The organism is Allobosea sp. 10L422, assembly GCF_056395345.1.
The window spans coordinates 1-22,060 of sequence record NZ_JBFTJI010000003.1 but is presented as its reverse complement, the minus strand read 5'-3'; the positions used below and the strand labels follow the sequence as shown (position 1 = coordinate 22,060).

The window sequence follows — 22,060 nt, the reverse complement described above, 5'->3', positions numbered from 1 at the left end:
CTTCATGGAGGGCTGCGAGTGGCGCCCCTGGAATCCAGCCCGCAAGCCGCAGAAATACGGGATGCGATGCGGCGGCTATTGCCCCGACCTGCGGAGGCCGGACCCACCCGATCTGCCGCCGTCGATGATCGGGCTTAACCTGATCGAGGGAGGCAAGGATGACCAGCTACCAGCAGAGCCAAGCCGACAGCCCCGACGTCGTCGTGTCGGTTCTTCGGATTGATCGCGGGACCATGGAGCGTTTTCCGCTCAGCGAGGAGCAGGCGGCCGTCGCTGTTGCGGCTGCGACCGCAACTTTCACCGCGGCTGGCGTGACGCCCAACCTCGTAGCTACCGCCGAATGGGAGGTCGAGGGTTGGGACATCGCCGGGTTCCCTGAGCCTGGGCCGACTGAATGGTTCGACATCCTGATGGTCAAGGGAGAGGCACACAGCGCCGCCGACCAGGCATTGGCCGCGCGGTGGCCAGAACTCGAAGGCGAATGGACAGAGCTCCGGCTGTACGCCCCCGACGAACCCGCATAGGCTCCAGGGCATGTGCAATCTCTACAGCCACACCCGGAACGTAGAAGCGATCAGGAAGCTGTTCGCCAACTTCGACGATGCCGGCGTGAACGTGCCGCCGCTGCCGGGGATCTTCCCTGACTATGCCGCGCCGATCGTTCGCACCGACGCCGGCGGCCCGCGCCTGGCCATGACGCGATGGGGCATGCCGTCGTCGAAGAAAGCGCTCCTGGACGCCGCCACGAAGCGCGCCGACAAGCTGCGGGCGAAGGGCAAGGAGGTCGACTTCGATCTGATGCTCCGCATGGAGCCTGACGGCGGCACGACGAACGTCCGCAACACCTCGAGCTCGCACTGGAAGCGGTGGCTCGGCGTCGAGAGCCGATGCCTGGTGCCGTTCAACAGCTTCAGCGAGTTCAACCGGGACGCCGGCGGCGATATCTGGTTCGCGTTCGGTGAGGAAAGGCCGACGGCATTCTTCGCGGGCATTTGGGCACCGCAATGGACGTCAGTGCGCAAGGTGAAAACGGGCGAGGAGACGATCGACCTTTATGCCTTCCTGACGACCGATCCAAATGCCGAGGTCGGCGCGATCCACCCGAAGGCGATGCCGGTGATCCTTACGACGCCCGAAGAGTGCGAGGCCTGGATGACGGCGCCCTGGGAGCAGGCCAAGGTTCTGCAGCGCCCGCTACCTGACGGATCGCTCAACATCGTCGCCCGCAGCGTAAAGAAGGACGGCGAAAATGGCGAGGCGGAACGGCCGGCGCAAGGCCTGCTCATCTGATAGCGTGAACCAGCGAAGAGGAAAGCCTCTTGGCGGGCGCGCAGACCTCAACGAACGCCATTCAATCGCACGGACGGGGATTTCGTTCAAGCTTGGTGCATTCGCGCGCGGTCCAATTTGCGAACGCCGGTCTTCTCACTTGGGTTCAACGCTGGTGGCCCGCGTTCCGATTTTAATAAGAGCTGCGGACGTCGTGCTTGTTAACAGCGGCGCGTAATATGCGGCTCTACAAAATCCGATATTAAAATCGCGAAGGGCCTTCCGAAATTCCATATTATCGAGTGCCATAAATATGGCCATAAAATAGGAGTCATGTTATCAGGGAACGATAATATGGGGCTATAAATTAATGTCTGATACCGAAATTCCAGCCGGCCGTTCCGGGCGCTACGTCAAGCAATCCACGGGATATCGCGCCTTTATCCCCCGCCCACTGCCACCCGATCCCGAAATTGTCTTCGACCTAGAGATGCAAGCATTGCACTCGGAGGCTGTGCGGGAACTGGGCCGCTTGGAAGGATCCATCCAAACCTTACCCAATCCGGATCTTTTCGTCTTCATGTATGTGCGAAAAGAGGCGGTGCTATCGAGCGAAATCGAGGGAACGCAGGCCTCGATAAACGATCTGCTAAAGGCAGAAGCCGACGTGTTTGATGCGCAAGCGCCGAAGGATGTAGATGAAGTCCTGAATTATGTGAGGGCTATGAATTACGGGTTATCGCGCCTTGAGACACTCCCTCTGTCCGTTAGGCTAATCCAAGAAATTCACGAGCGGCTACTGAAGGATGTTCGAGGGTCGAAGCTCACGCCCGGCGAGCTTCGCCGGAGTCAAAACTGGATTGGTCCGCAAGGCAGCACTCTTAATACGGCAGTTTTCGTTCCACCTCCGCCACAGGAAGTCGCGGAAGTGCTCAGTAATTTGGAAAAATTCCTTCACGCAGACGACCATGTCCCACCGCTAATTCGTATTGGACTCGCTCATGCGCAATTTGAGACCATACACCCCTTCCTTGACGGCAACGGCCGTGTAGGACGTCTCCTGATTACGTTTTACCTCTGCCACCGGGGATTACTGCACAAGCCTGTTTTGTATCTTTCGCATTTTTTCAAACAAAACCGGTCAGAGTATTACGAGCGACTTCAAGCGACGCGCGACAAAGGCGATTGGGAAAATTGGCTTAAGTTTTTCCTTCGCGGCGTTGCCAACGTAGCTAAGCAAGCGACTGAGACTGCACGTGAAATCGTATTGCTACGAGAAGAGCACCGATCAGAAATAATAGAAAATTTCGGCGCGTCAGCGGGGAGAGCAAGTCGCCTGCTTGAGCATTTATATAAGAGGCCGACTGTAACTGTGAACGACGCTAAAGACCTCATGAATGTAAGCTTTCCAAATGCAAATTCTACCATCGACAGAATGGTGAATGCCGGAATTCTTACAGAGATAACCGGACAGTCTCGAAATCGCGTTTTCTTGTATCAGCCTTATGTGAATTTGTTCTCTGGCCTCCGATAAACAAGTGACGCAGGTTCGAATTTAGCCTCAGCCATTCCGCGTGATCCCCGTCACGCGCCAGGTATCGGCCAGGGCCTTCCCGTCAATCGCAACGGTGTCGATCAACATGCGGCACTGGAGCTGCGCCTCGAGCGAGACAATCATCTGAGTTGGTAGCAGCGGGCGCAAAGCATTCTAATCTAAAAGCGTTGCGCACTACGCTGCGGCAGGTCAGAATCGCTACGGACCTCATTGGGAGAGAGCTATGACTGGCGGCCAGTTGCTCACGCTTGTGACACTCTTCGTCGCCATTGCCATCTTCGGCGGCGGCGTGGCCATCGCCTATGAGATTGCCTGGGATAACGAGTTCTTCGCCTGGCTCGCCGGCTTCAATGGCAAGCTCCGCGAGACCGATCGAACCTTCATCGCTTGGGCGACGGTCTTTATGGCATTCGGCGCCGCCCTCGCCATCGTGCAGGCGCAACAGTCCATCACGGGCTGGTTCGTGAAACGCGCGCTGGATCGGGAGCAGGAGGCTTTCCGCGACGTCGAGCAGGCCCTCGGAACCGCGGCCGCTGAGCAGTTCATGGCGTTTAGGCTGCAGCGCATGCAGGCCTCTATCGCCGATCAACGTTTCCTCAACAGGATCTTCGGCTGACCGGCCTCATGCCAACGGGTCGAGATCCTCGCTGTCTACCTCGACCGCCTCGCCGTCGATCTGCCTCCCCTCCTCTAGCGCGCGCTTCTCCTCAAGCGTGACGACGAGGCGCTCGAGCTCCTCGATGGTGTACTGGCTCAACAGCCGGTCGTCCGGCCCCGACGGCTTGGCCGCGGACGAGAAACCGGCACGATCAAGCACGGCCTTGGCGGCATCCACGCGGACGCGGCCGGCGACCTTCTCGTCGAGCATGATCTCGCTCAGAACCTTGATGGCTTTGGGCGCCAGGTCATCGGCCAGATACTTCGACAGCGACTGCCGAAGGACGAGTGAAAACTCCTGCGTCTTGGCGAAATTATAAGTCCGAACCGAGTTGGGCAGGCCTGCTCGCTTCGAAGCCTCCTCGGGACTGCAGCCCTTCGCAATCCACCAACAGAGCTCGCGCTGCGTCGCATCGTCGAGGCCGGTTCGGCTCGGGGGACGAGGCATTTTTAGGAACTCCGATCAAGACACTTAACCACCAGGTTAAATCATAACGGGTCCGAAACAATTTTGCTAGAACTACCCGTGGTTCGGATCGTCTTCAGGCGTCGAAACGGGCAATTTTGGGGCCTAGCCGGGCTGGGGGCCTAAAACGCATCCGCCACCCGGATGGACCTATGCGGGAACCTGCTTCAGCCGATCCCGGCAGCTTCCAATCATGACGCCCAAGCCACCTGCGCGATCCAGACGAGCAATTGGCATGACCTGATCGGCATATCCCGAACGCGCAATCTCAATGAGCGCGCATTCGCAAACATCACGGATCGGGGCGCCATATGAGACCGTCACAATATCGATTGCGTAGCGGCCCACGCAGGCTGTCGCCATTCGCTCCAAATTGACGCCTCTACGGAAATCGGCGTCTCCGAGATAATTCAATAGAACGATCGCACCAGGAGCACCGAGCACGGCGAGAGCCAACAAGGCGAGCACCACGATTTTCAAGATTTTGACTCCCCCTTGACGCTCCGCGCAGCATACATCTTCGCCACCTCCGCAACAGGGACGCCGAGCATCTTGGCCGTGCGCTGGTAGGCCACCCATGTCTTCTTAATGTGTCGCTGCTCGGCCCGCAGAAGATCGCCAAGGCAGATGTTCGGAGGCACAGGCCGCCCGGTCGCCTCGGCGAGCTTCTGGATGCGGCGGAGGCGCAGTTCGATGAGCTTGCGACGCCCTGCAGTCTCCGCCTCCTGGCGCACCTGAGCGGCCTTCTGGCGCACCTGAGCGGCCTTCTGGCGGGCTTCTTCTGCCCACTGCGGAGCCATAGCCACCCGCCACGCTCGTACCGGCCTGGTAATGCTGCCGGGTCTCTTGCAATCGTCGCAGCGCCTGCGAAGTTTATCACGTCGGATCTGCGCTCGAGTCGCGTACTGGCTGAAGCCGTTCCTGCAATCGCAGCAGTGCGTCTGCAACTCGTACTCCCTGACGGAAAAATGCAGAGGGGTGTCGGCGCGACGCCACCCTTCGCAGGAGAACTGCTGCCCTAGCGACAGGAAAGCGTCTCCGATCGCGAATCGTTCCGTGCCGATACGAACTGCGTCGCTCATTGGCGACTTCACAGGGGCCGCCTTCGACATCGGCCGCATGCCAGACAGCCGAAGATTTGCTTCGACGCGAAACGTCATCGGCGCGATCCCCCCAGTCGCGAGGCCACGGGTAGCGTCCGACTAAATGTTGCAAATGTTGCTTGCGTGCGCGCGATGAAAAAAATGGAGCACACGAAGGCATTTTTCCCCTTTTTATTATTTTCTGTTTTTCCCTCTGATTTGAATATTCGGGCTCGCTCGGTCTTCCCCGCGCGCGCAAGCAACATTTGCAACATTTCCCGCATCCCCATGGCTACGCCCCCGTCATCGCTGCCGCGCGCCGTTCGGCGCCCGTCTCAATGATGGCGCTGCGAGCGGCGAACTTGCGCTGCGCCTCCTCGACGGCGCGCGCAGAGAAAAGCTCGTGGACTGCGGGGTTGATGGTCCATCGAATTGCACCCCCGCCCTTGAGAGGCGGAATCGGCCGCACCCATCCGGCGCGCTCGAGCACCACCATTGCAGCGGCGCGTTCGAAGCGATCCTCAATCGATCTGACGCCCTGGATAATGTCGCGATTGGCGATCTCGCGCCGCTCGTGCGCCAGGATGTGGTCGGCGATCTTGCGCGCCGCGTCCGAAGGCGCTGCGCTGTCTCCGATAACGCGCTCGTAGAAGAAGCGCTGCTGCTCCCACTGGTAGCCAAGCAGGAAGCGTTCGGCGCGCTGCGCCGTTTCGGGCGAGATTACGTGGGGAGCGTCGTCGAACAGCGCCTCGCTGCTCGCGGCCCACTCGACCAGATGAAGGATGAGGGCGATGCGCGCCCACTCGCCTTCCATCTTGTCCAGCCAGCCACGGAGCCCGATCGGCAAGTCACCCTGAGCTATATGCTCTTCGACAAAATCGACTATCCGCCCGCGGTATAGGTCTGCATCGGGGTGCATCTTGAAGGCCGACGTGCTGTCCGGCTCAAGCTCTGACAGCGTCCGCACGGCCTTATCCACCACCGCCGCCAGCCGCTCGTCGGGCGCACGGTCTGGCGCCCTACGTGACTTCCCCATGTGACAGATGAGAAAACGCTGCAGCATACCGTTGCCGCCCATAGCGCCGGCAACCTTGTGGGCGACACTTGGTTGGATCCCACCCAAGATGTTGACAGCGTGGAGATCGGTGCTGACGGCGTCGCGCGAGACGCGGCTGACCTCCCAGGGCTCGCCGTTCTTGCCTGCGAGATAAAACGGAGCGTCCTTGCTACTCTTTCCGCTCCGGTAAGCGTCAAAGCTGCCGAAGAAGCTGTCGAGCTCGTCGAGCGCGATCGTCACTCCGTGGCCGCTCTGCGCCTCGCGGCCAACGACGGCCTCCGCGGTCGCATCCTGCAGCACACGACACCGGTTGCGGGGCTTGGCCGGGTCGTCGACGCTGACCGAAGACGCTTTGCCCTTCTCCGCTTTCTGCGCGGCGCTGTAGATTCGCATCTCGTCGCGAAACCTGCGGAGGCGCTCGCGTTCGACCTTCTTGAGCGGCTCCATCGCCGCGCTTTGACTCGGGCTCTTGCCTGAGCCAGGGCCACCTACGGCCATCGCCCATACCGTGGGCCGGTTCTTGAAGCCGGTATCTTTCTGCCGGACCTGCACTTGGTACCGCGCGGAGATGCTGCCGGCGAACATCACCAGTGCCATAGTCGAGACAGCTCCCCGGAAAACACCCTTTCGCTCGGCTTCGTCGTCCACCCAGCCTTGGACCGAGGGCGGGTAAAGGTCGTCGTGCATATCCGGCGGAGCACCGGACTTGGACGCGTCCTCCCAGAGGTTCTGCGGTTGCCTCCACTCGTGGCCTGAGTTCGCCCCGGTTTCTGCCTGCGCAACCTCTGCGCTGACGTCCTCAAACTCGACATCCGCGCTTTCGGCCCCAATCGGCTTCTGGCGGTATTGCGCCGCGTTGTTGACGATGGTCTCGAGTTGTTCGGTTTCCCATGGCGGCTCGCAGCGATCGTTCCAGTGCTCGAGCATGAGGCCGAGCGCATCATCCGGCGAAAGCCCGAAGTCCATCACCCTGGCCGCGACGCGATAAGCCGTGTCGTCGCCGCCATCACCTTCGATTGAGAGCTCGGCGTGGTTGAGCAGCCATGCGATCGCGCGGACCCTGGCGTTGTCCTCGTCGACGCCATCGAGCATCTCGATGGCGTCGGCTTTACGCGGCCTGATGCCGGTCACCAAAGGCAATAGCCAATCGGATCGCAAGGCGGGCATGCGGGGCGCCGACGCTTCTCGAGGAACCATCAGTTCAGCTCCCGAACATACTGCCTGCCATCGAGAACAGATCCGGGCCCTACAACGTAGCCACCCTCTCCGCGGATATCGATGCCGACGCCAAGTTTGCCTGCCGAATTCGGGATCCAAAGGTCTGGATCAGCCCTGAAATAGAGATGACGGCCTCCCGAAGGGGTTCTCACGGTGAAAGTTGGTGGTGAAGCATCGTGCTGCCGTTCTAACGCGGCCCAAGAATCGCTCCCCCGCTTGCCGTTCTTGTCATCGATATCCACGACGAAAAGGCCATTGCCTGTCGCAATACCAATGTTGAACGGCGCGGGGCTGTTCTCCATAGGCGGGAACCACATGTTCCTGATCGCATCAGGGCAGCAGCTCGCCCTTGAACTGAAATTTTGTAAGGCAGGTGTCTTCGCTCCGAACTTGAGGGGAAACACTGGTAATCCCCACGAAGCCAACAGCAACGCTTGCTCATAAAGCGCCACTGCGATGGCATTCAGATCGCTTCCGCTCGACAAAAAGCTTTTGCGATACGGGATTATTGTTGCCGATGAGGGCAAATCTGGTTTATTATTCATCTGCAAAGCCTAAATTTTGCCCGGTGTCCGCGTGCTGGCGGCGCCGGGCATTTTTGCTCCGGCGCGGGCATGTGACGGGGGCGGTTCAGGCGGCCTCGAGTGCGTGATCGGAAGTCGATCGGCGCTTACTGGCCGCGAGCCAAGCGCGCAGATCCGCTACCTCATAGAGAACGCGCCGGCCGACTTTGCAGTAGCTGGGGCCACCGCCCGTCAGACGAAGCTTCTCGAGCGTGCTTTCACCCATCGACACAAATGCGGCGGCCGAGCGGGTGTCGATATAATCGGAGTTGGTATTCAATGTCGCTCTCCTGTGAACGGGCGCCGGGAGACAGCGCGCATTCAAAGGAGACACCGGGAGACCGCCGGAAATTGCGGGGTTTAATTGGCAGGCTCACCGCATCCGCGGGCGACCCCTTTTGAACCAGGTGTCAACGTTAGCTCTCTGTCGGTCCGCCTCGCCCGCAGAAATGCACAGATCGGAGGCGCGGCAATTCGGTCGGCTGTCCATTGAGCAATTACAGCAGCTAAGCGCGATCGATCCGATGGCTATGTCGCGCCCCTCGGTGAAGAGGCGTCTCACAATCATCTCACGGTCTTCGGACCCAATGCCAATGGCTAGAGCCTGAAGCAGATCAATTCGCGGGTTCAGCCCCTGTGGCTTTGGTGTCTGTCGAATTGCCCTAGCCAGCCTGTCAACGTGCTCTTGTTCCAGATGACGTTTATGCGCATTGCCTGGACCCGCATTGGGCCAGAGCGCCCGAATGTCGGCGCTGCGAAGTTCGCCGTGCGGGCTTTCGCGGACATGTCCGCATGCGATTTCCGCGTCGAGTGCTGCCACCGCGTCAACCGGGTCAACGACGAACCGTCCATATCGCGGGTATGGGCGATCAAGTGCTTCAGTGAGCGCCGCCAAGGCTGCTGGGCTGATAGGAGGAAGCGCATTACTTTCGTGCTCGGCAGCGAATGGGCCATCTTTCCCAACGGCGACTTCGGTGCGATGCATTATCCAAGCAAGGCCTTGATTGCGCGTCCACCAAGCTCGTCGAGCGATGTCGCGGGAGCCGCTCACGGCACAGCCCGTCGAGGAAACGCTACGATTTCCGCGCCAAGGTCGCTCTCGCCGAGCGCACTCGCGACAGAAGCGCCAATGGAATTGGCCGCACGCCGCAAAGGGTCATTGTCCAGATGGGCGTAGCGCTGTGTTGTCCGGGCTTCAACGTGACCTAGCAGTTTCCCAATTATCGGGAGGCCAAGCCCTCCGCCCGCTCCGAATGATGCGAAGGTGTGGCGGATGTCGTGGATGCGGACGCCGGTCAGCCCTGCCCGCTTAGATACTGCCGTCCATGGACGCTTCAAATCCGATCGCGGCTTTTCATCTTCAGCCCCCGCGCTCTCCCCGGCGATGACATATCGTCCGACGGGCTTGAGATTTGTCAGCACAGCCATTGCGGGAGCGTTCAAAACGACAGCCTTCTGGCCGGTTTTGGAATCGGGCAGCAGCAAGAGCCCGCGCTCAGCATCAACATGCTGCCATTGAAGGTGAAGGACTTCCCGCAGCCGGGCACCGGTGAAAAGGAGGAGTCGGATTGCCGCTGCGGCGTGCTCGCCAATAACGGTCGCACGCTGGCCCTTTGGAAGATGCTTCCCCAGCTTCTCCGGATCCACCTGCCAGGGGATGCCTGTAGTCTCTGCCTCTCGAATAGCATCGCCTAGGCGAGCGAGCTCGACCGACGATAGGAAGCGCTCCCGCCGATGCTCCGGATATTTCTCGACACCCTGAACTGGATTTGTCCCTTGAGGTACCAGCCCGGTGCTCGAGGCAAAACTGAACATCGAGCCGACCACCGCCAGCATACGATTGGCCTGGAACTTCGTGCGCTTCCAAGAAAGGTGAAGCCGAGCGATATCCGCCCGTGTCACATCCTTCGCCTTCAAACTGCCGATCGCAGGCACGACAATACGGTTCAAGATATCCGCGTAATGCGCTTCAGTCCGGCCTTTGCGCTTGGCCGCAACGTGGTCGCGCAGGAATATCGCCGACACTTCTGCGACCGTTAGCGCAGTCCGGTGGTCGCTCTTGGCCTTGGCGGGGTCTTCACCCACCTTCGCGCGTGCCCGCAGCTTGTCGGCGATCTTTCGGGCTTCGTCAGGCGTGAACTCGTGAGCCGCCCCGATCGTCATACGCTTCTTTGCAGCGCGGCGGCCGCCTTCTCCTGCTCGATACTCGAAGATCCAGGATTTGCTTCCCGAAGGGAAAACGCGCAGGCCAAAGCCTCGAATCTCGCTGTCGAAAACGACGTAACGAGCCACCCGTGGTTCGGCGGCGTCAACCACGCGTTTTGTCAGTTTGACAGATGTCATATTGCGCTCCTTCGCGGGAGGGTCGCCACCGGGTCGCCACGCACTCGCCATGCTACAGAGCGCTAGCGGAAACATGATAGGGCGTAAACGTAGGGCTCACAATGGCTTGGTAAGCTGGCGGCGCTCTGAGACTATCCGCGGAAACTAACGCCCTGAAACTACGAATCTGAGGGTCAGAGGTTCGAATCCTTTCGGGCGCGCCATTTTTCTTGTAAGTCGCCATTGGTGCGACTGGTCGCATATAATCCGGCTCTCAGTCAGAGATAGTGCGCCCATTAGCTAGGCAGGTTAGTCGCGGCTGGTCTTCTTGCCAACGCAGAACGGCGCCGCGGGCCCAACCGCTACTTCATGATTAAGGGCACCGATGGTGCTGAACGACGCTGGCGGGTTGTGCGCTTGGCCTCTCGTCGACTCCCTTGCCGCGATAGCGGACTAGCCCAATGGCGCAGCGCGCCCCTGAGTTCTTGCCAAACCAAAACGACCGCCTTGGTGGACGTCCGCCGTGTCACTTGCCGCATCCTGCCGGGCGAAGCAGAAACCGGGTCTTCGCGAAAGCAGACCTCCCCTCTTGATGCGCAGTCGGTCCCGTTTCGACATTAACGAGTGCGGGTCGTCGACCTTCGCCTATCGCGATAGCGGTCAAGGCTCCTTTCGCCCGAGCGACCCTGGGACGCGGGCTTTGCTTTGAGGGCACACCCCGGGTGCCCGGCCGCCGTGAGATCAATCGGCCGTGGCCTTCTCCTGCATCCCAGCCTGGAGCTTCTTGATGTCCGCGGGTGTAAGTTGCGGGCGGTCCACCTTGATCGTCAGCTTGTTGAGGTTGGCCGTCAGCGGGAACGGGGGCTTGTAGTCGGCATCGTTGACGCCGGTGAGCGTGTCGGAGCCGATGTCGAAGCTTTCGTCCCACTGCAGGATCATCGGCAGCGTCTTCGGCATTCGCTTCGCTGCGACCTCCTTGCCGTCGACCTTGAGCGTGCCGGTGCCGGGCTGGCCGAGACCGCTGAAATTGTTGAACGCGAGCGTACCGTCACCGATGCCGTCGTATTTGAAGTCGAACTCGACCGTGTGCCGGCCGGGCGACAACGCGTCCGGCCCTTCCCATTTGATCCGCTCCAGGTCGACCATGTTCCACAGGAAAACCGGCTTGCCCTGCAGCAGGTAGAAGCCATAGCCGCCGAAACGGCCTCCCGAGGTCAGGATCATCCCTTCGGCGCCGCCCTGCGGCACGTCGATGTCGGCGGTGATCGTGTAGGAGGTGTTGAGGAGCGACGGAGAGTCGCCCTGCGGCAGTCCCGTCATCGGCCGCGTGTAGACGAACTCGGTGCGGCCGGCGCTGATATTCGGTCGCGGCGCGACGATGCGGGCTGCGACCGACGCATCAAGCGGGAAGACCTGGTACTTCCTGGCCTCCGCGAGGAATTTTTGCCGCATCTCCTTCACCTTCTGCGCGTTCTGCGCCGCGATGTCGTCGGTTTGGCTGAAATCCTTGTTCAGATTGTACAGCTGGAAGACCTGATTGTTGAGCGGATCCGGGTTCGCCGGGCCGAAAGCCTGCCACGGCGCGCGGTTGACCTTGGTGGAAAGCATCCAACCCTCGTCATACAGCGCCCATTGCCCGAACATCTCGAAATACTGGGTCTTGTGGCGCGAGGCGGCCTTCGCGCTTGCCGCGTCGAAGGTGTAGGCGAAGCTTGTCCCCTCGATCGGTGCCTGCTTGATGCCATCGACCATTGCGGGCGCACGGATGCCGGCGGCCTCGAGGATCGTCGGCACGACGTCGATTACGTGGACAAACTGTTGGCGCAGTGCGCCCTTGTCCTTGATGCGCGCCGGCCATGACACCACCATGTTCTGGTTGATGCCCCCCAGCCTGGAGGCATTCTGCTTGAACCAGTCGAACGGCGTGTCAAATGCCCACGACCAGCCGGCCGACATGTGGTTGTACGTCTGCTCGGTGCCCCAGACGTCGTAAAACTTCATCTGCACATCGACGGGCAATTCATTGAGGCCGTTGAAAAACGCCACTTCATTTGGCGTGCCGAGCGGTCCGCCCTCGGCGCTGGTGCCGTTGTCGCCGTTGATGTAGATGACCAGCGTATTATCGAGCCGGCCAAGATCCTGGAAGTGCTGGATCACGCGGCCAATCTCATGGTCGCTATAGGCAGCGTAGGCGGCGAAAACCTCGACCTGGCGGATGAAGAGCTTCTTCTCGTCGGCGCTCAACTGGTTCCAGGGCTTCAGCATCTCTGCCGGCCAAGGCGCCAGCTTCGTGTCCTTCGGGACCACGCCAAGCCGTTTCTGGTTCTCCAGGATGCGCTCGCGCAGCTTCTCGTAGCCGTCATCGAACAGGTGCATCGCGCTGATCTTGTCCACCCACTCCTTGGTTGGATGGTGCGGCGCATGCGTGGCGCCAGGCGCGTATTTGATGAAGAGGGGCTTCGACGGATCGGTCTGGTGCAATCGCGTCATCCAGTCGATGGCGTCGTCGGCCATCGCGGTGACAAGGTTCCAAGTACCGGGCGGCTTCCCCTGGAAGGGGTAGATCTGCGTCGTGTTGCGGAAGAGATTTGGCGCCCACTGGTTCGCGTCGCCGCCAACGAAACCGTAAAAATATTCGAAGCCCATCCCGGTCGGCCATTGGTCGAACGGACCGGCCTGGCTTGCCGCGAAGGCGGGCGTGTTGTGATCCTTGCCGAACCACGACGTGGCGTAGCCGTTGTCGAGCAGGGTCCGGCCCACCGTCGTTTTGTCTCTGCCGATGATGCTGTTGTAGCCGGGGAAGCCGGTTGACTGCTCGGAGATCACGCCGAAACCGACCGAATGATGATTGCGCCCGGTGATAAGCGCAGCACGGGTCGGCGAGCACAACGCAGTGGAGAAGACGCGGTTGTAGCGCAGGCCCTCATTCGCGATCCGGTCCATGGTCGGGGTCGGGATGACGCCGCCGAAGGTGCTCGGCACGCCGAAGCCGGCGTCGTCCGTGATGATCAGAAGCACGTTTGGCGCGTTCTTGGGCGGGACCACGCGCGGCGCCCACCATGGCTTCGACTGCAGCGCGTCGTCCTTGATCACGCCGCCGAACTTCGGGTCGGGGGGCGGGAGTTGCTTTCCGTCGATCGTCGTCGTGGCGCTGGGCGAACCCGGCACCCCCGTGGCCTGCTGTCCATGGGCGCTCAATACACTCAATGGTAGCAACAAGAGCGATGTGAGCAACCCACGCGAGACGGATCCGCCATGCCAATTCGAGAGACAAGTCATCGATCGCCTCCTGAAACGCAGCTGGTTCGAGAAAATTTGAATTGACTGCTTGCGAACTCTTCACGGACGCGTAACGCCGCCGGCCAATACGCTAAGTTATCCCAGGGGAAACCGAATTGAAAGACAAACGGCGGTCGCTGTCTTTCTCTTCGAAAACCGCACTGGTCCGTACCGGGCCCATCTTTGGTTTCGGCATCCCCGGCGCCTTTGTCGAGAATACCCGGACGAGCCCGTCTCCGCCTCTTTCTTGGGCGTGCCGAACATAATCCTGCTCCCCGGCGCGGTCGCGATCCGGGCAAACGGCAAGCTATACCGCTCGGCCCCGCCCTTCGCCGAGGCGACGATCGCCGCCTATGCGAAGGGCGGGTCCCTTTCGTCGCGGCCCGCGGTGACGGAGGAAGGCAAGAAGATCCTCTTCGATCAGACGGCGCGGAGCGCCTGAGCTGAATTCTTGTCGGCGCAAGGCGTCAAAAAAATGCCCCGCCGGATACCTCGTATTGCACCCGGCGGGGGCTGCGTTCTGCAGCCCTGCGCAACTCAGCGGATGTCGCGGTCCGAAAGCCCCGGCCACAACCTGTCGGCGCGCGTGATGTAAGCCTCGGTGTCGGAGAGCCAGGTGCTACGCGTGTCGAGGTCGTAGTTCAGGAAGAGTCGGCCGCCGACGATCGACCAGGCCTCCGGCTCGATTTTGACGAGATAGCCGCGCGACGTGCCATAGGCGCAGAAGCCGCCATAGGCCGGCAGATAGCGCTGCGGATCGTCTTTGAACAGCGCCTTGTTCTCGGCGCTGGCGAAGCGCCAGACTGCCTCGTCCCGGATCAGGGCATGCTCGGCGAGGCCCAGTCGAGGCGCGCCCTCGCGAAAATAGGCCACCGGATCGTAGCCGCGGATCGCGAAGGCCTCGTCCGACCCCAATGTGTTGACGGGCGTTGTCTTGGTTCGATCTGGTTCGGCAGCCAGCGCTCGGGTCGGCAGGCCAACCGAGCCTGTGGCAAGGATGAGCAGGCCGCGCCTGCTCAACAGGAATTCTTCCATCACGCCCTGCTCTCCCGAGCCTCGAGCGCCTCGAAGACATAGGCCGCAAGGTAACCGTAGATCGCGTGGCCGACGAGGCTCATGAAGGAGAGGCGCGGCACGTCGTTCAGCAGGAAATGCTGCCCGGCCAGCGGCGCGAAGAAGGCGAGCGCGATAAAATAGGTGATCACGCCCCAGATCCAGCCGTCTGCCGGCATGCCGAAGCTCTTCACCCGGCGTGTCAGCACCCAGTAGCCCAGCGGATAGAACAGGAATCCGGTCGTGAAGTGCAGCAGCTTGGCGGTCGGGGTCGAGATCGTCAGGCCGAGCTGGTGGTAGAACAGTGACTTCACCAGCTCCGGCGGCTCCAGCGGAAATTCGGCGAGCCAGGCGGTGGGCACGGCCGAGAACAATTCCCAGAAACCGAGGCCGGCGAATCCGCCGAGGGCGAGGTTGATCACGGTGCGGGTCGAGGGCAATGCGAAGCCGTGGGTCATGGCTGCGGTTGTCATGGCTGTCGTCCTTTCTTGTGTTCAATGGGCGATTGCGAGGGGTGTGGAGGCGACGGCGAGCACGGCCAGGCGTCCGACGCCACGGCTGCGCAGCTGCGCCAGCCGCCGCGTGGCGAAGCGGTTCGCGCCGCCCCGTCGCGCCAGCCTTTCGTCGAGGACATCGGCGGCACGGTCATGCTGGCCGGCGCGGATCAGGCTCTCGGCATAGGCCTGCTCGAACAGGTCACGCTGGGCATGGCTGCCGCCGATGGCGGTGAGCCCGCGCCGGGCGCTGGCGAGCAGGCGAGCGGCCTCTTCATAATCACCCTCATGGAAGGCGATCAGCCCGAAGGCGGCAAGGGCGCCGTTGCGCGCCGCATCGCGCCGTTCGCCGCTGGGATGGGCTTTTGCATCCTCGATCAGACTGCGGGCGATCGCCTCGGCTCCGTCGGCGCGGCCGGCGCCGAGCAGCGAAAGCGCATAATGCAGATCGGCGAAGACGAGGCGCCCGTCATGGACACGTCCTTCGGCCTTCGCCGCCAGCTCCTCCCAGCGATCTCCGACATCGATGCCGGCATATTCGAGCCGTGCCAGCAGCGAGGCGCCGTTGGCGATGTCGCGGTAATCGTCTGTCGGCTCGGCCCGGATCTGCTCGTCATATAGCCGCAACACCTCGCCGCTTTCGCCGCGCTCCAGCCGGAACAGGGCGAGATGCCAGAAGATATGGAAGCGCAGATTATTGGCATGAGCGACGCTGTGTCCGTCACCGAGCCAGGCGATGCCCTCGTCGACACGCCCGGTCATCTCCAGGACATGGGCTACGGCGTGGCGGCCCCAGGCATCGCGGGGGCTCAAGGCGACGGCGCGGCGGCCGGCGCGCTCGGCCTCGGCGTAGAAGCCTTGCTCCTCAAGCGCGAAGGCGTGGCAGCCATGGACGAAGCCTGCGAGCGGATGGGTTTCGCTGAAGCCCGGCGCGACCAGGCGCAGGCTCGCGAGCATCTGCGCCTGATCGCCCAGCATGAAGCGCAGCCCGTGCGAGAGCTTGAGTGCCAGCACATCGAGCGGGTGGGCATGGAGGATCGACTCCAACAGCTCTGCGGCCTGGCGCGGGGCGTCACCGAGCCAGAGCGCCAGCGCCTCGACGACCATCATCTCGCGCCGCGTCGCCGGGCGCAGGCGTGTCGCCGCCTGCGCTCTTGCGAGGCAGTCACGTGCCGGAGGCACCAGCTCGGCGCGGGCCAGCGAGAGCAGCATCAACCCTTTGGCGGCGTGGGCGAGTGCGAAATCGGGGTCGGCCGCCAGGGTCCGGGCGAGATGCTCGGGCGTCGAGGCGGCATGGGCCATGAGCGCTTCGAGGGTATCGTTCCAGGCGGCACGAGCGGCGTCGCTGGCGACGCTGATGGGGTCGCCGGAGAGGTCGTGATGCGTGGTGTAGGACATGGGCTGCTCCATTGCGGCGCCCCGCGAGGGGCGTTCTTCAGGGAGTTCGCAGCGCGCCGATCAAACGGCGTTCAACTCGCTTCACGGACCCGTGTTGTCGGCGCGGCGCCGGCGGCAGAGGTGCTCGTTGGCGCCGGAGCGAAGCTCGCTGCCGGGCCGGCCCAGGGCGCGCTTTTGAACCAGCCGACCGTGAGCGCGGTGGCGAGAATGAGCGCGAAGCCGGCGAGATTGAGCAGCGCCACCAGGGGTTCGCTGCGGCCGGCCGTATCGGCGACGACGCCGAGGAGCCGCGCCAGGACGACGCTCGCCAGGAAGCAGGCCAGCGACTGCCGGCCGATCAGGATGAGGAGACGGCCCATGCCGCTGTCGAGCCGCTCGCGCCAGGGCTCGACGAGGCTGAGCAGGAGATAGGCGAGCGCCAGGAAATGCATCACGCGCAGAATGTGCAGGTCGGTCTTTTCGCTGGCGGGGATGAGGAGGTCGCGGGCTGCCTGCGCCAGCGGCCAATGCTCGAGGATGCCCCAGAAGGAAAGCGGCACCGAAAGCAGGATGAAGAGCGCCGCCGCGATCATCAGCCGTCGATCGCCGAGCGGCGGCAAGGGCAGCCATTTCATGGCGATGAAGAAGCCGATGAAGAAGATGAGCTGCCAGGCGAAGGGATTGAGGAACCAGCCGGCGCCGCTCCAGGGATTGCCGGGAAGGTTGAAGCCTGTGGACCAGACCGCCGCATAGAGCGCTGCGGTGAGCAGGAACGGCAGGGTGGCGTGGAGGCGGTGTGCGAGCATCATCATCGGCACGAGCGCCAGGATGACGAGATACATCGGCAGGATGTCGAGATAATCCGGCTGCCAGGTCAGCGTCGCGAGGCCAAGAAGCGCACGCGCGGGATCGCCGAGCAATTGGGGAAATTGCTGCGCCAGCACGGCCAGGCCGAAAATGCGATCCAGGGCCGCCGCAAGCGCGATCAGAAACAGGATCAGGCCGATCTGCGCCCAATAGACCTGCCAGATCCGGAAGGCGATGCGCGCGGTGCCCAGCCACAGACCGCGCCGTTTGAAGACGCTGCCGAAAGCGAGTGCGCTGGCGACGCCGGAGCAGAAGACGAAGAGCTCGGCGCCCGAGGAGAAGCCGAATCGCGCGGGAATCCAGGCGTTCCAGCTGTTCGCCGGCAGATGCGCGACGAAGATGATCAACATCGTCAGGCCGCGGAAGAAATCGAGCCGCTCGTCGCGCGGTCGCTTCTTTGCCATGGGAGCCAGCGCGGACATCAGAAGGCCCCCTCATAGCTCTCGGCATCGATCCGGCAGGCGAGCAGCGTGAAGCCCTCGCGCCGGAACGCGGCTTCGGCTTCGCGCGCGAGGGTTTCGCGATCTTCGATCGTTGCGCCGTGACCGCCCATTGCCCGCGCGACGGCGGCGAAATCGGTTGCGCCGATATCGACCCCGGCCCGCGGCAGGCCGAGCTGGCGCTGCTTCAGCGCGATCAGCCCGAGCGCCTGGTCGACAAGTGCGACGACGACCACGGACAGGCCGAGATCGCGCAGCGTCGCCAACTCGCCCAGGACCATTTCGAGGCCGGCGTCGCCGACGAAGCAGAGGGTCGGGCGACCGGTGCCGAGTCCGGCGCCCGTCGCCAGCGGCAGGGCGCAGCCCATTGTACAGAGCCCGCTCGACTGCAGCAGGCGGCGCGGCCCGTCGCAGCTCCAGATCTGGCTGAGAAGGATACGGTGCGCGCCGGAATCGGCGGTCGCAACCGTTCCGTCCGGTGCGATGCGGCGCAGCGTTTCGAAGACGGCGTGCGGACACCAGTCGGCGGGTGCGGCAAAGGCGGTCCGGAAGGCCTGTCGGATGGTGGCCGGCTCGCCGCCCGGCCAGGCGGTCTTCGCTTCGAGCCCCTCGGTCAGCCGCGTCAGGATCGCGCCGACATCGCCTTCGAGTAGCAGACTGGAGTGATGCATGCCGTGCTGAACGGGCTCGGCCACGATATCGACGACCTGCTTGTCGGTTGGCCARGGCTGGCGCCAGCCCTGGCGCATTTCGATCGGATCGTAGCCGGCGAGCACGATCAGATCGGCGGCTTCAATCAAGGGGCGGACGATCGCATCGGCCTTGGGCGAGAGGCCGATGCCGCCGATGACGCGCGCGTCATCCTCCGGCACCAGCCCCTTGGCTTTGTAGGTGGTGAGCAGCGGCGCTCCGGTGCGGGTCAGGAAGCGGTCGAGCGCGGCTGCGCCGTTCTGGATGACGAGGTCGAGACCGGCGATGACCAACGGTCGTTGCGCTCCAGCGATCAGCTCTAGCGCGGGCCGGAGATCGGCGGGGATCACGGGCGTGACAGGTGGTATGGCCGGCGCACTGCGTAGCGGCGTGCGGGCCTCCGCCACCGCGATCGGCAGATCGATGTGGACCGGTCCCGGCCGGCCGCGCCGGGCGAGGGCGACGGCCTTTGCCGCAACCAGATCCTCGGTTCCGGGCGCGGCGCGGAAGCTTGCCTTGACCAGTGGACGCAGCACGGCCTGATGGTCGAAAACCTGATGGGTATAGCTCTCAGCGAGCGCCTGATCGACGCAGCCGGTCACGAAGATCAGGGGGACCCGGTCCTGCTGCGCGTTGGCGACGACGTTGACCGCATTGGCGACGCCGGGCCCAAGCGTCGCCACCAAAACGGGTAGGGCGCCGGTCGCATGCCAGAGCGCCTCGGCCATGAAGCCGGCAGCGTTCTCGTGCCGGGCGAGCATGAAATGGATGCCGGCGCGTTCGAGCGCGTCGACCAGAGCCAGCACCTCGCCGCCGGGAATGCCGAAGGCGTGGGTCGCGCCGGCCGCGGCCAGCCGGCCGGCCAGGAGATCGGCGCCCGTTACGAATTCGCTCGGGACAATTCCCCCCGGCGCGGTCGATATCCCTACAGGGCGCATGGTCGTCTCCGGCTCGGCGCCTTGGCGGCGCTGCAAGAGAGATCGCGCAGAGGAGCGTCTTGGTTACATGATCACGGAGACGTGAGCCTGGAGCCGGAGGCGAGGGGCGCTCGCCCCGCTGGCATCGTCAGGCGCCAGGCCCGCTCGACCCAGGCCGCATCGGCGATATGGCCGCCGCCATGCAGGCAGAGTTCGAGCCGTGCCGAGCCGCCGCAGCCGCTCGCAAGCAGGCAGGCGAGGGCGCTTCCGGTGGCACCGGCACGGGCGGCATCAGGCCATGCTGCCGTACAGCCGGCCGGCGCGAGGATGGCGAGGCTCTTGAAGAGATCGCCCTGCCTGTAGCCCTGCCGCAGCGCGCGCCCGGCCATAGGCACGGTGGCATCGCTCGTGCCGTGGATATGGATCAATGCCGGTCGCGGGCTTTCGCAGCTCGCGGGGAGCGGTTCCCAGAAGGCGCCGGCGATCGGGGCGAAGGCTGAAAAGCGCGTGGGCATCCAGCAGGCGAGGTACCAGACCATCGAGCCGCCTTGCGAGAAGCCGCTCGCCATGATGCGATGGGGATCGATGCCGAAGCGCGGCACCGCATCGTCGAGAACCTGCCTGACGAAGGCGAATTCGTCGCGGTTATGCGCGGGCGAGCCGGGATACGACCAGGAGCGGCCTGCGCCGTCCGGTGCAATCAGCGCGACGCCGAGCCGCTGCGCGACCGCGACGAGGCCGGGATCGGCGATCGTCTCCTCCGCCGAGCCCTGATAGCCATGGAAATACATGATGGCACCGGTGGGCGGCGTCTCGCTGCCGGGCGGCAGGACGATACGGTAATGGCCGCTCGCCACCTGGCAGCCGTCGGCCGCCGGGCAGGCATCCCCGCCGCGCTGGCCATCAAGCGGCTGCGGCCCGGGGGACGAGCCGGCCAGAAGCGTGAAGACGATGGGCAAGGCCAGACGAATTGAAGGCGTCATCTCGGATTTCCCGCGCATGCCGGACGTCCGCGCTCCGACCGAGATGCGAGCGTATCGGGCCGCCTGAGCCACTTCATCGGCCGGTCACGGCCTTGTGAGGCGTTCATCCGCATGCGACGGAATAAGCCGGTCGGACCTCGCGGCCTCCCGGGAAGACGTGGCAGCCTTGTCGCTCGACGAACTCGAAAAACAGCTCCGGCCCGTTTTCCTCGCCGCCCTTGCCGGCGACACTGCCGCCTACCGCCTCTTCCTCGATACGATCAGCGCGCGGCTGCGCAGCTATCTGCACCAGATGTTGGCCCGTGCCGGGCGCGCGGAGGCCAGCGAGGCCGAGGACGTGCTGCAGGAGACCTTGCTGGCACTCCATCTCTCGCAGCACACCTATGATCCGGCGAGCCCGGTGACGGCCTGGGCGCATGCCATCGCCCGATACAAGCTCGTCGACCATCTGCGCCGAACGGGGCGCCATGCGGGCAACCTGCCACTCGACGACGAGGCTCATCAGCTTGCCGGCCCGCCCGACAGCGCCGCCTCGGAAGCGCGGCTCGATCTCGATCGCGCCATGGCGGCGCTGCCGGAGCGCACGCGCGGCCTGATCGACCGGGTCAAGCTCCAGGGCGCGACGGTGGCCGAGGCAGCGCGCGCGGCGTGCATGACCGAGACCGCCGCCAAGGTCGCGATCCATCGCGGCCTGCAGGCGATGGCCAGGTTTCTCTCGCGGCGGGGGGAGAGGCCGGGGTGATCTCCTCGCAATGCCGCAAGCACGTAACCTTTCGGTGGCCCGGGGCGAACTTCTGTCCGAGCGGAACGGAATGACATGCAGACCGACGACCTGATTTCACTGATGACCGCGAGCCACCGGCCGGTGGATACGGCCTGGCTGCGCCGCGCCGTCTGGCTCGGAGGGGTGGCGGCGCTGGCGGCCACGGCCCTGCTTGTCGTGCTCACGCTCGGCTTGCGGCCGGATTTCGCCCGCGCTTGGCTCACGGGTCCCGTGATCGCCAAGGTGTTACTCGGCGCCAGCGTCGCGAGCATTGCGCTCGCGCTGTTTCAGCGCAGCCTTCGCCCCGGCCTGAGGCCAGGCCGGGATCTGCCGCTGATCGCCCTGCCGATTCTGCTCACGATTGCCTTCGCCCTGTGCACATTGGCGCAGGCGCCCGCCGAGCAATGGAGCGCGCTGATCTTCGGGCGCTACTGGCGCGCCTGCCTCATCGCAGTTCCGCTCTATGCGCTCGTGCCGCTCATCGTGCTGTTCGGATTGGCGCGCCGTGGAGCGCCTGTGGATGGCGCGCTGACCGGAGCCTGCGCCGGCCTGGCTTCGGCCGGTCTCGCCACCATCGCCTATAGTCTGCATTGCCCGGACGACGCCGCCCCGTTCCTGGCGACGTGGTATACGATCGCGATCGCGGCGGTGACGGGTCTCGGAGCGCTGACTTTCCCCAGATTGCTGCGTTGGTGAGCCGCCATTCACCGCTCTATCCGGAGGGTCGATCTCGGGTGCCGGCAGCCCGGGCCGGGTGAAAACCCTGCAGCGGCCGGGCTGCGGCGAGCGCCCGTCATGTGCGCAGAAGCAGAAATCCGAGAATCGTGATCGAGACGTGTTGACAGGCAAAACGAGTTCCGCCTATAAGCCACCCATCGAGACGGCGCCGCCGCTGAGCGGCGCCTCTTCTGCGCTTCCTAAGGACGCTGGGGCTGAGGCCGGTTCGCCGGGTGAGGTTCTGTCGGTTTTGTTGAAGCCCTGCTGTTTGAAAATTGAAGACAGAAAGAG

22 protein-coding genes are annotated in these 22,060 nt (G+C 63.4%); 8 read left to right on the top strand and 14 right to left on the bottom strand.

What is annotated here, in order from left to right:
* The first annotated feature begins 158 nt into the window (after positions 1–158).
* The 4 genes from AC1DEZ_RS08330 to AC1DEZ_RS08315 all read left to right on the top strand — a co-directional run bounded on the left by AC1DEZ_RS08330 (position 159) and on the right by AC1DEZ_RS08315 (position 3,440).
* Positions 159–524 (top strand): hypothetical protein, encoded by a 366-nt coding sequence (locus AC1DEZ_RS08330; RefSeq protein ID WP_476779382.1) that lies wholly within the window; start codon positions 159–161, stop codon positions 522–524.
* A gap of 10 nt (positions 525–534) precedes the next feature.
* Complete coding sequence (locus tag AC1DEZ_RS08325) at positions 535–1,290, top strand: SOS response-associated peptidase (protein WP_476779381.1); 756 nt, start codon at positions 535–537, stop codon at positions 1,288–1,290.
* Between the two features lie 349 nt (positions 1,291–1,639).
* Complete coding sequence (locus AC1DEZ_RS08320; RefSeq protein ID WP_476779380.1) at positions 1,640–2,803, top strand: Fic family protein; 1,164 nt, start codon at positions 1,640–1,642, stop codon at positions 2,801–2,803.
* 244 nt (positions 2,804–3,047) lie between these two features.
* Entirely contained in the window at positions 3,048–3,440 is a 393-nt protein-coding gene (locus AC1DEZ_RS08315; protein ID WP_476779379.1) for a hypothetical protein, read from the top strand.
* A gap of 6 nt (positions 3,441–3,446) precedes the next feature.
* Here AC1DEZ_RS08315 and AC1DEZ_RS08310 read toward each other — a convergent pair whose 3' ends face one another.
* The 8 genes from AC1DEZ_RS08310 to AC1DEZ_RS08275 all read right to left on the bottom strand — a co-directional run bounded on the left by AC1DEZ_RS08310 (position 3,447) and on the right by AC1DEZ_RS08275 (position 13,468).
* Positions 3,447–3,929, bottom strand: coding sequence for a hypothetical protein (locus tag AC1DEZ_RS08310; RefSeq protein ID WP_476779378.1), 483 nt, complete (start codon positions 3,927–3,929; stop codon positions 3,447–3,449).
* 168 nt (positions 3,930–4,097) lie between these two features.
* Positions 4,098–4,427, bottom strand: coding sequence for a hypothetical protein (locus tag AC1DEZ_RS08305; RefSeq protein ID WP_476779377.1), 330 nt, complete (start codon positions 4,425–4,427; stop codon positions 4,098–4,100).
* Positions 4,424–5,107 (bottom strand): hypothetical protein, encoded by a 684-nt coding sequence (locus AC1DEZ_RS08300; protein ID WP_476779376.1) that lies wholly within the window; start codon positions 5,105–5,107, stop codon positions 4,424–4,426. The genes AC1DEZ_RS08305 and AC1DEZ_RS08300 overlap by 4 nt, the downstream gene beginning before the upstream one ends.
* Positions 5,108–5,321: 214 nt before the next feature.
* Positions 5,322–7,253, bottom strand: coding sequence for a DUF3987 domain-containing protein (locus AC1DEZ_RS08295; protein ID WP_476779375.1), 1,932 nt, complete (start codon positions 7,251–7,253; stop codon positions 5,322–5,324).
* Positions 7,254–7,282: 29 nt separating this feature from the next.
* Positions 7,283–7,849 (bottom strand): bifunctional DNA primase/polymerase, encoded by a 567-nt coding sequence (locus AC1DEZ_RS08290; protein WP_476779374.1) that lies wholly within the window; start codon positions 7,847–7,849, stop codon positions 7,283–7,285.
* An 85-nt stretch (positions 7,850–7,934) separates the two neighbouring features.
* Entirely contained in the window at positions 7,935–8,147 is a 213-nt protein-coding gene (locus tag AC1DEZ_RS08285) for a helix-turn-helix transcriptional regulator (protein ID WP_476779373.1), read from the bottom strand.
* 767 nt (positions 8,148–8,914) lie between these two features.
* Positions 8,915–10,210, bottom strand: a complete 1,296-nt coding sequence (locus tag AC1DEZ_RS08280; RefSeq protein WP_476779372.1) for a tyrosine-type recombinase/integrase — start codon at positions 10,208–10,210, stop codon at positions 8,915–8,917.
* Positions 10,211–10,930: 720 nt separating this feature from the next.
* Positions 10,931–13,468 carry an arylsulfatase gene (locus tag AC1DEZ_RS08275; protein ID WP_476779371.1) on the bottom strand — a complete coding sequence of 846 codons (2,538 nt, stop codon included), beginning with the start codon at positions 13,466–13,468 and terminating at the stop codon, positions 10,931–10,933.
* 253 nt (positions 13,469–13,721) lie between these two features.
* Between AC1DEZ_RS08275 and AC1DEZ_RS08270 the strand changes: the two genes are divergently transcribed.
* Positions 13,722–13,910 (top strand): hypothetical protein, encoded by a 189-nt coding sequence (locus AC1DEZ_RS08270; protein ID WP_476779370.1) that lies wholly within the window; start codon positions 13,722–13,724, stop codon positions 13,908–13,910.
* 95 nt (positions 13,911–14,005) lie between these two features.
* On the opposite strand, the gene AC1DEZ_RS08265 is transcribed toward AC1DEZ_RS08270, so the two are convergent.
* From AC1DEZ_RS08265 to AC1DEZ_RS08240, 6 genes are all read right to left on the bottom strand, one after another.
* The gene (locus AC1DEZ_RS08265) at positions 14,006–14,503 is read right to left on the bottom strand and encodes a YHS domain-containing (seleno)protein (protein ID WP_476779660.1); all 498 of its coding nucleotides are present in this window, start codon (positions 14,501–14,503) and stop codon (positions 14,006–14,008) included.
* A complete protein-coding gene (locus AC1DEZ_RS08260; RefSeq protein WP_476779369.1) occupies positions 14,503–14,994 on the bottom strand; it encodes a hypothetical protein in 492 nt (163 codons plus the stop codon). Before AC1DEZ_RS08260 ends, AC1DEZ_RS08265 begins: the two co-directional genes overlap by 1 nt.
* Before the next feature lie 21 nt (positions 14,995–15,015).
* The gene (locus tag AC1DEZ_RS08255) at positions 15,016–16,413 is read right to left on the bottom strand and encodes a tetratricopeptide repeat protein (protein WP_476779368.1); all 1,398 of its coding nucleotides are present in this window, start codon (positions 16,411–16,413) and stop codon (positions 15,016–15,018) included.
* Positions 16,414–16,484: 71 nt separating this feature from the next.
* Entirely contained in the window at positions 16,485–17,681 is a 1,197-nt protein-coding gene (locus AC1DEZ_RS08250; protein ID WP_476779367.1) for an OpgC family protein, read from the bottom strand.
* On the bottom strand, positions 17,681–19,327 hold the full coding sequence (locus AC1DEZ_RS08245) for a thiamine pyrophosphate-binding protein (protein WP_476779366.1): 1,647 nt from the start codon (positions 19,325–19,327) through the stop codon (positions 17,681–17,683). Before AC1DEZ_RS08245 ends, AC1DEZ_RS08250 begins: the two co-directional genes overlap by 1 nt.
* A 71-nt stretch (positions 19,328–19,398) precedes the next feature.
* Positions 19,399–20,289, bottom strand: a complete 891-nt coding sequence (locus tag AC1DEZ_RS08240) for a CE1 family esterase (protein WP_476779365.1) — start codon at positions 20,287–20,289, stop codon at positions 19,399–19,401.
* A 157-nt stretch (positions 20,290–20,446) separates the two neighbouring features.
* Between AC1DEZ_RS08240 and AC1DEZ_RS08235 the strand changes: the two genes are divergently transcribed.
* The 3 genes from AC1DEZ_RS08235 to AC1DEZ_RS08225 all read left to right on the top strand — a co-directional run.
* On the top strand, positions 20,447–21,031 hold the full coding sequence (locus tag AC1DEZ_RS08235) for a sigma-70 family RNA polymerase sigma factor (protein ID WP_476779364.1): 585 nt from the start codon (positions 20,447–20,449) through the stop codon (positions 21,029–21,031).
* A gap of 75 nt (positions 21,032–21,106) precedes the next feature.
* On the top strand, positions 21,107–21,748 hold the full coding sequence (locus AC1DEZ_RS08230) for an NrsF family protein (protein ID WP_476779363.1): 642 nt from the start codon (positions 21,107–21,109) through the stop codon (positions 21,746–21,748).
* 58 nt (positions 21,749–21,806) lie between these two features.
* On the top strand, positions 21,807–22,060 hold a 254-nt coding region (locus AC1DEZ_RS08225; RefSeq protein WP_476779362.1), incomplete at its 3' end, for a hypothetical protein.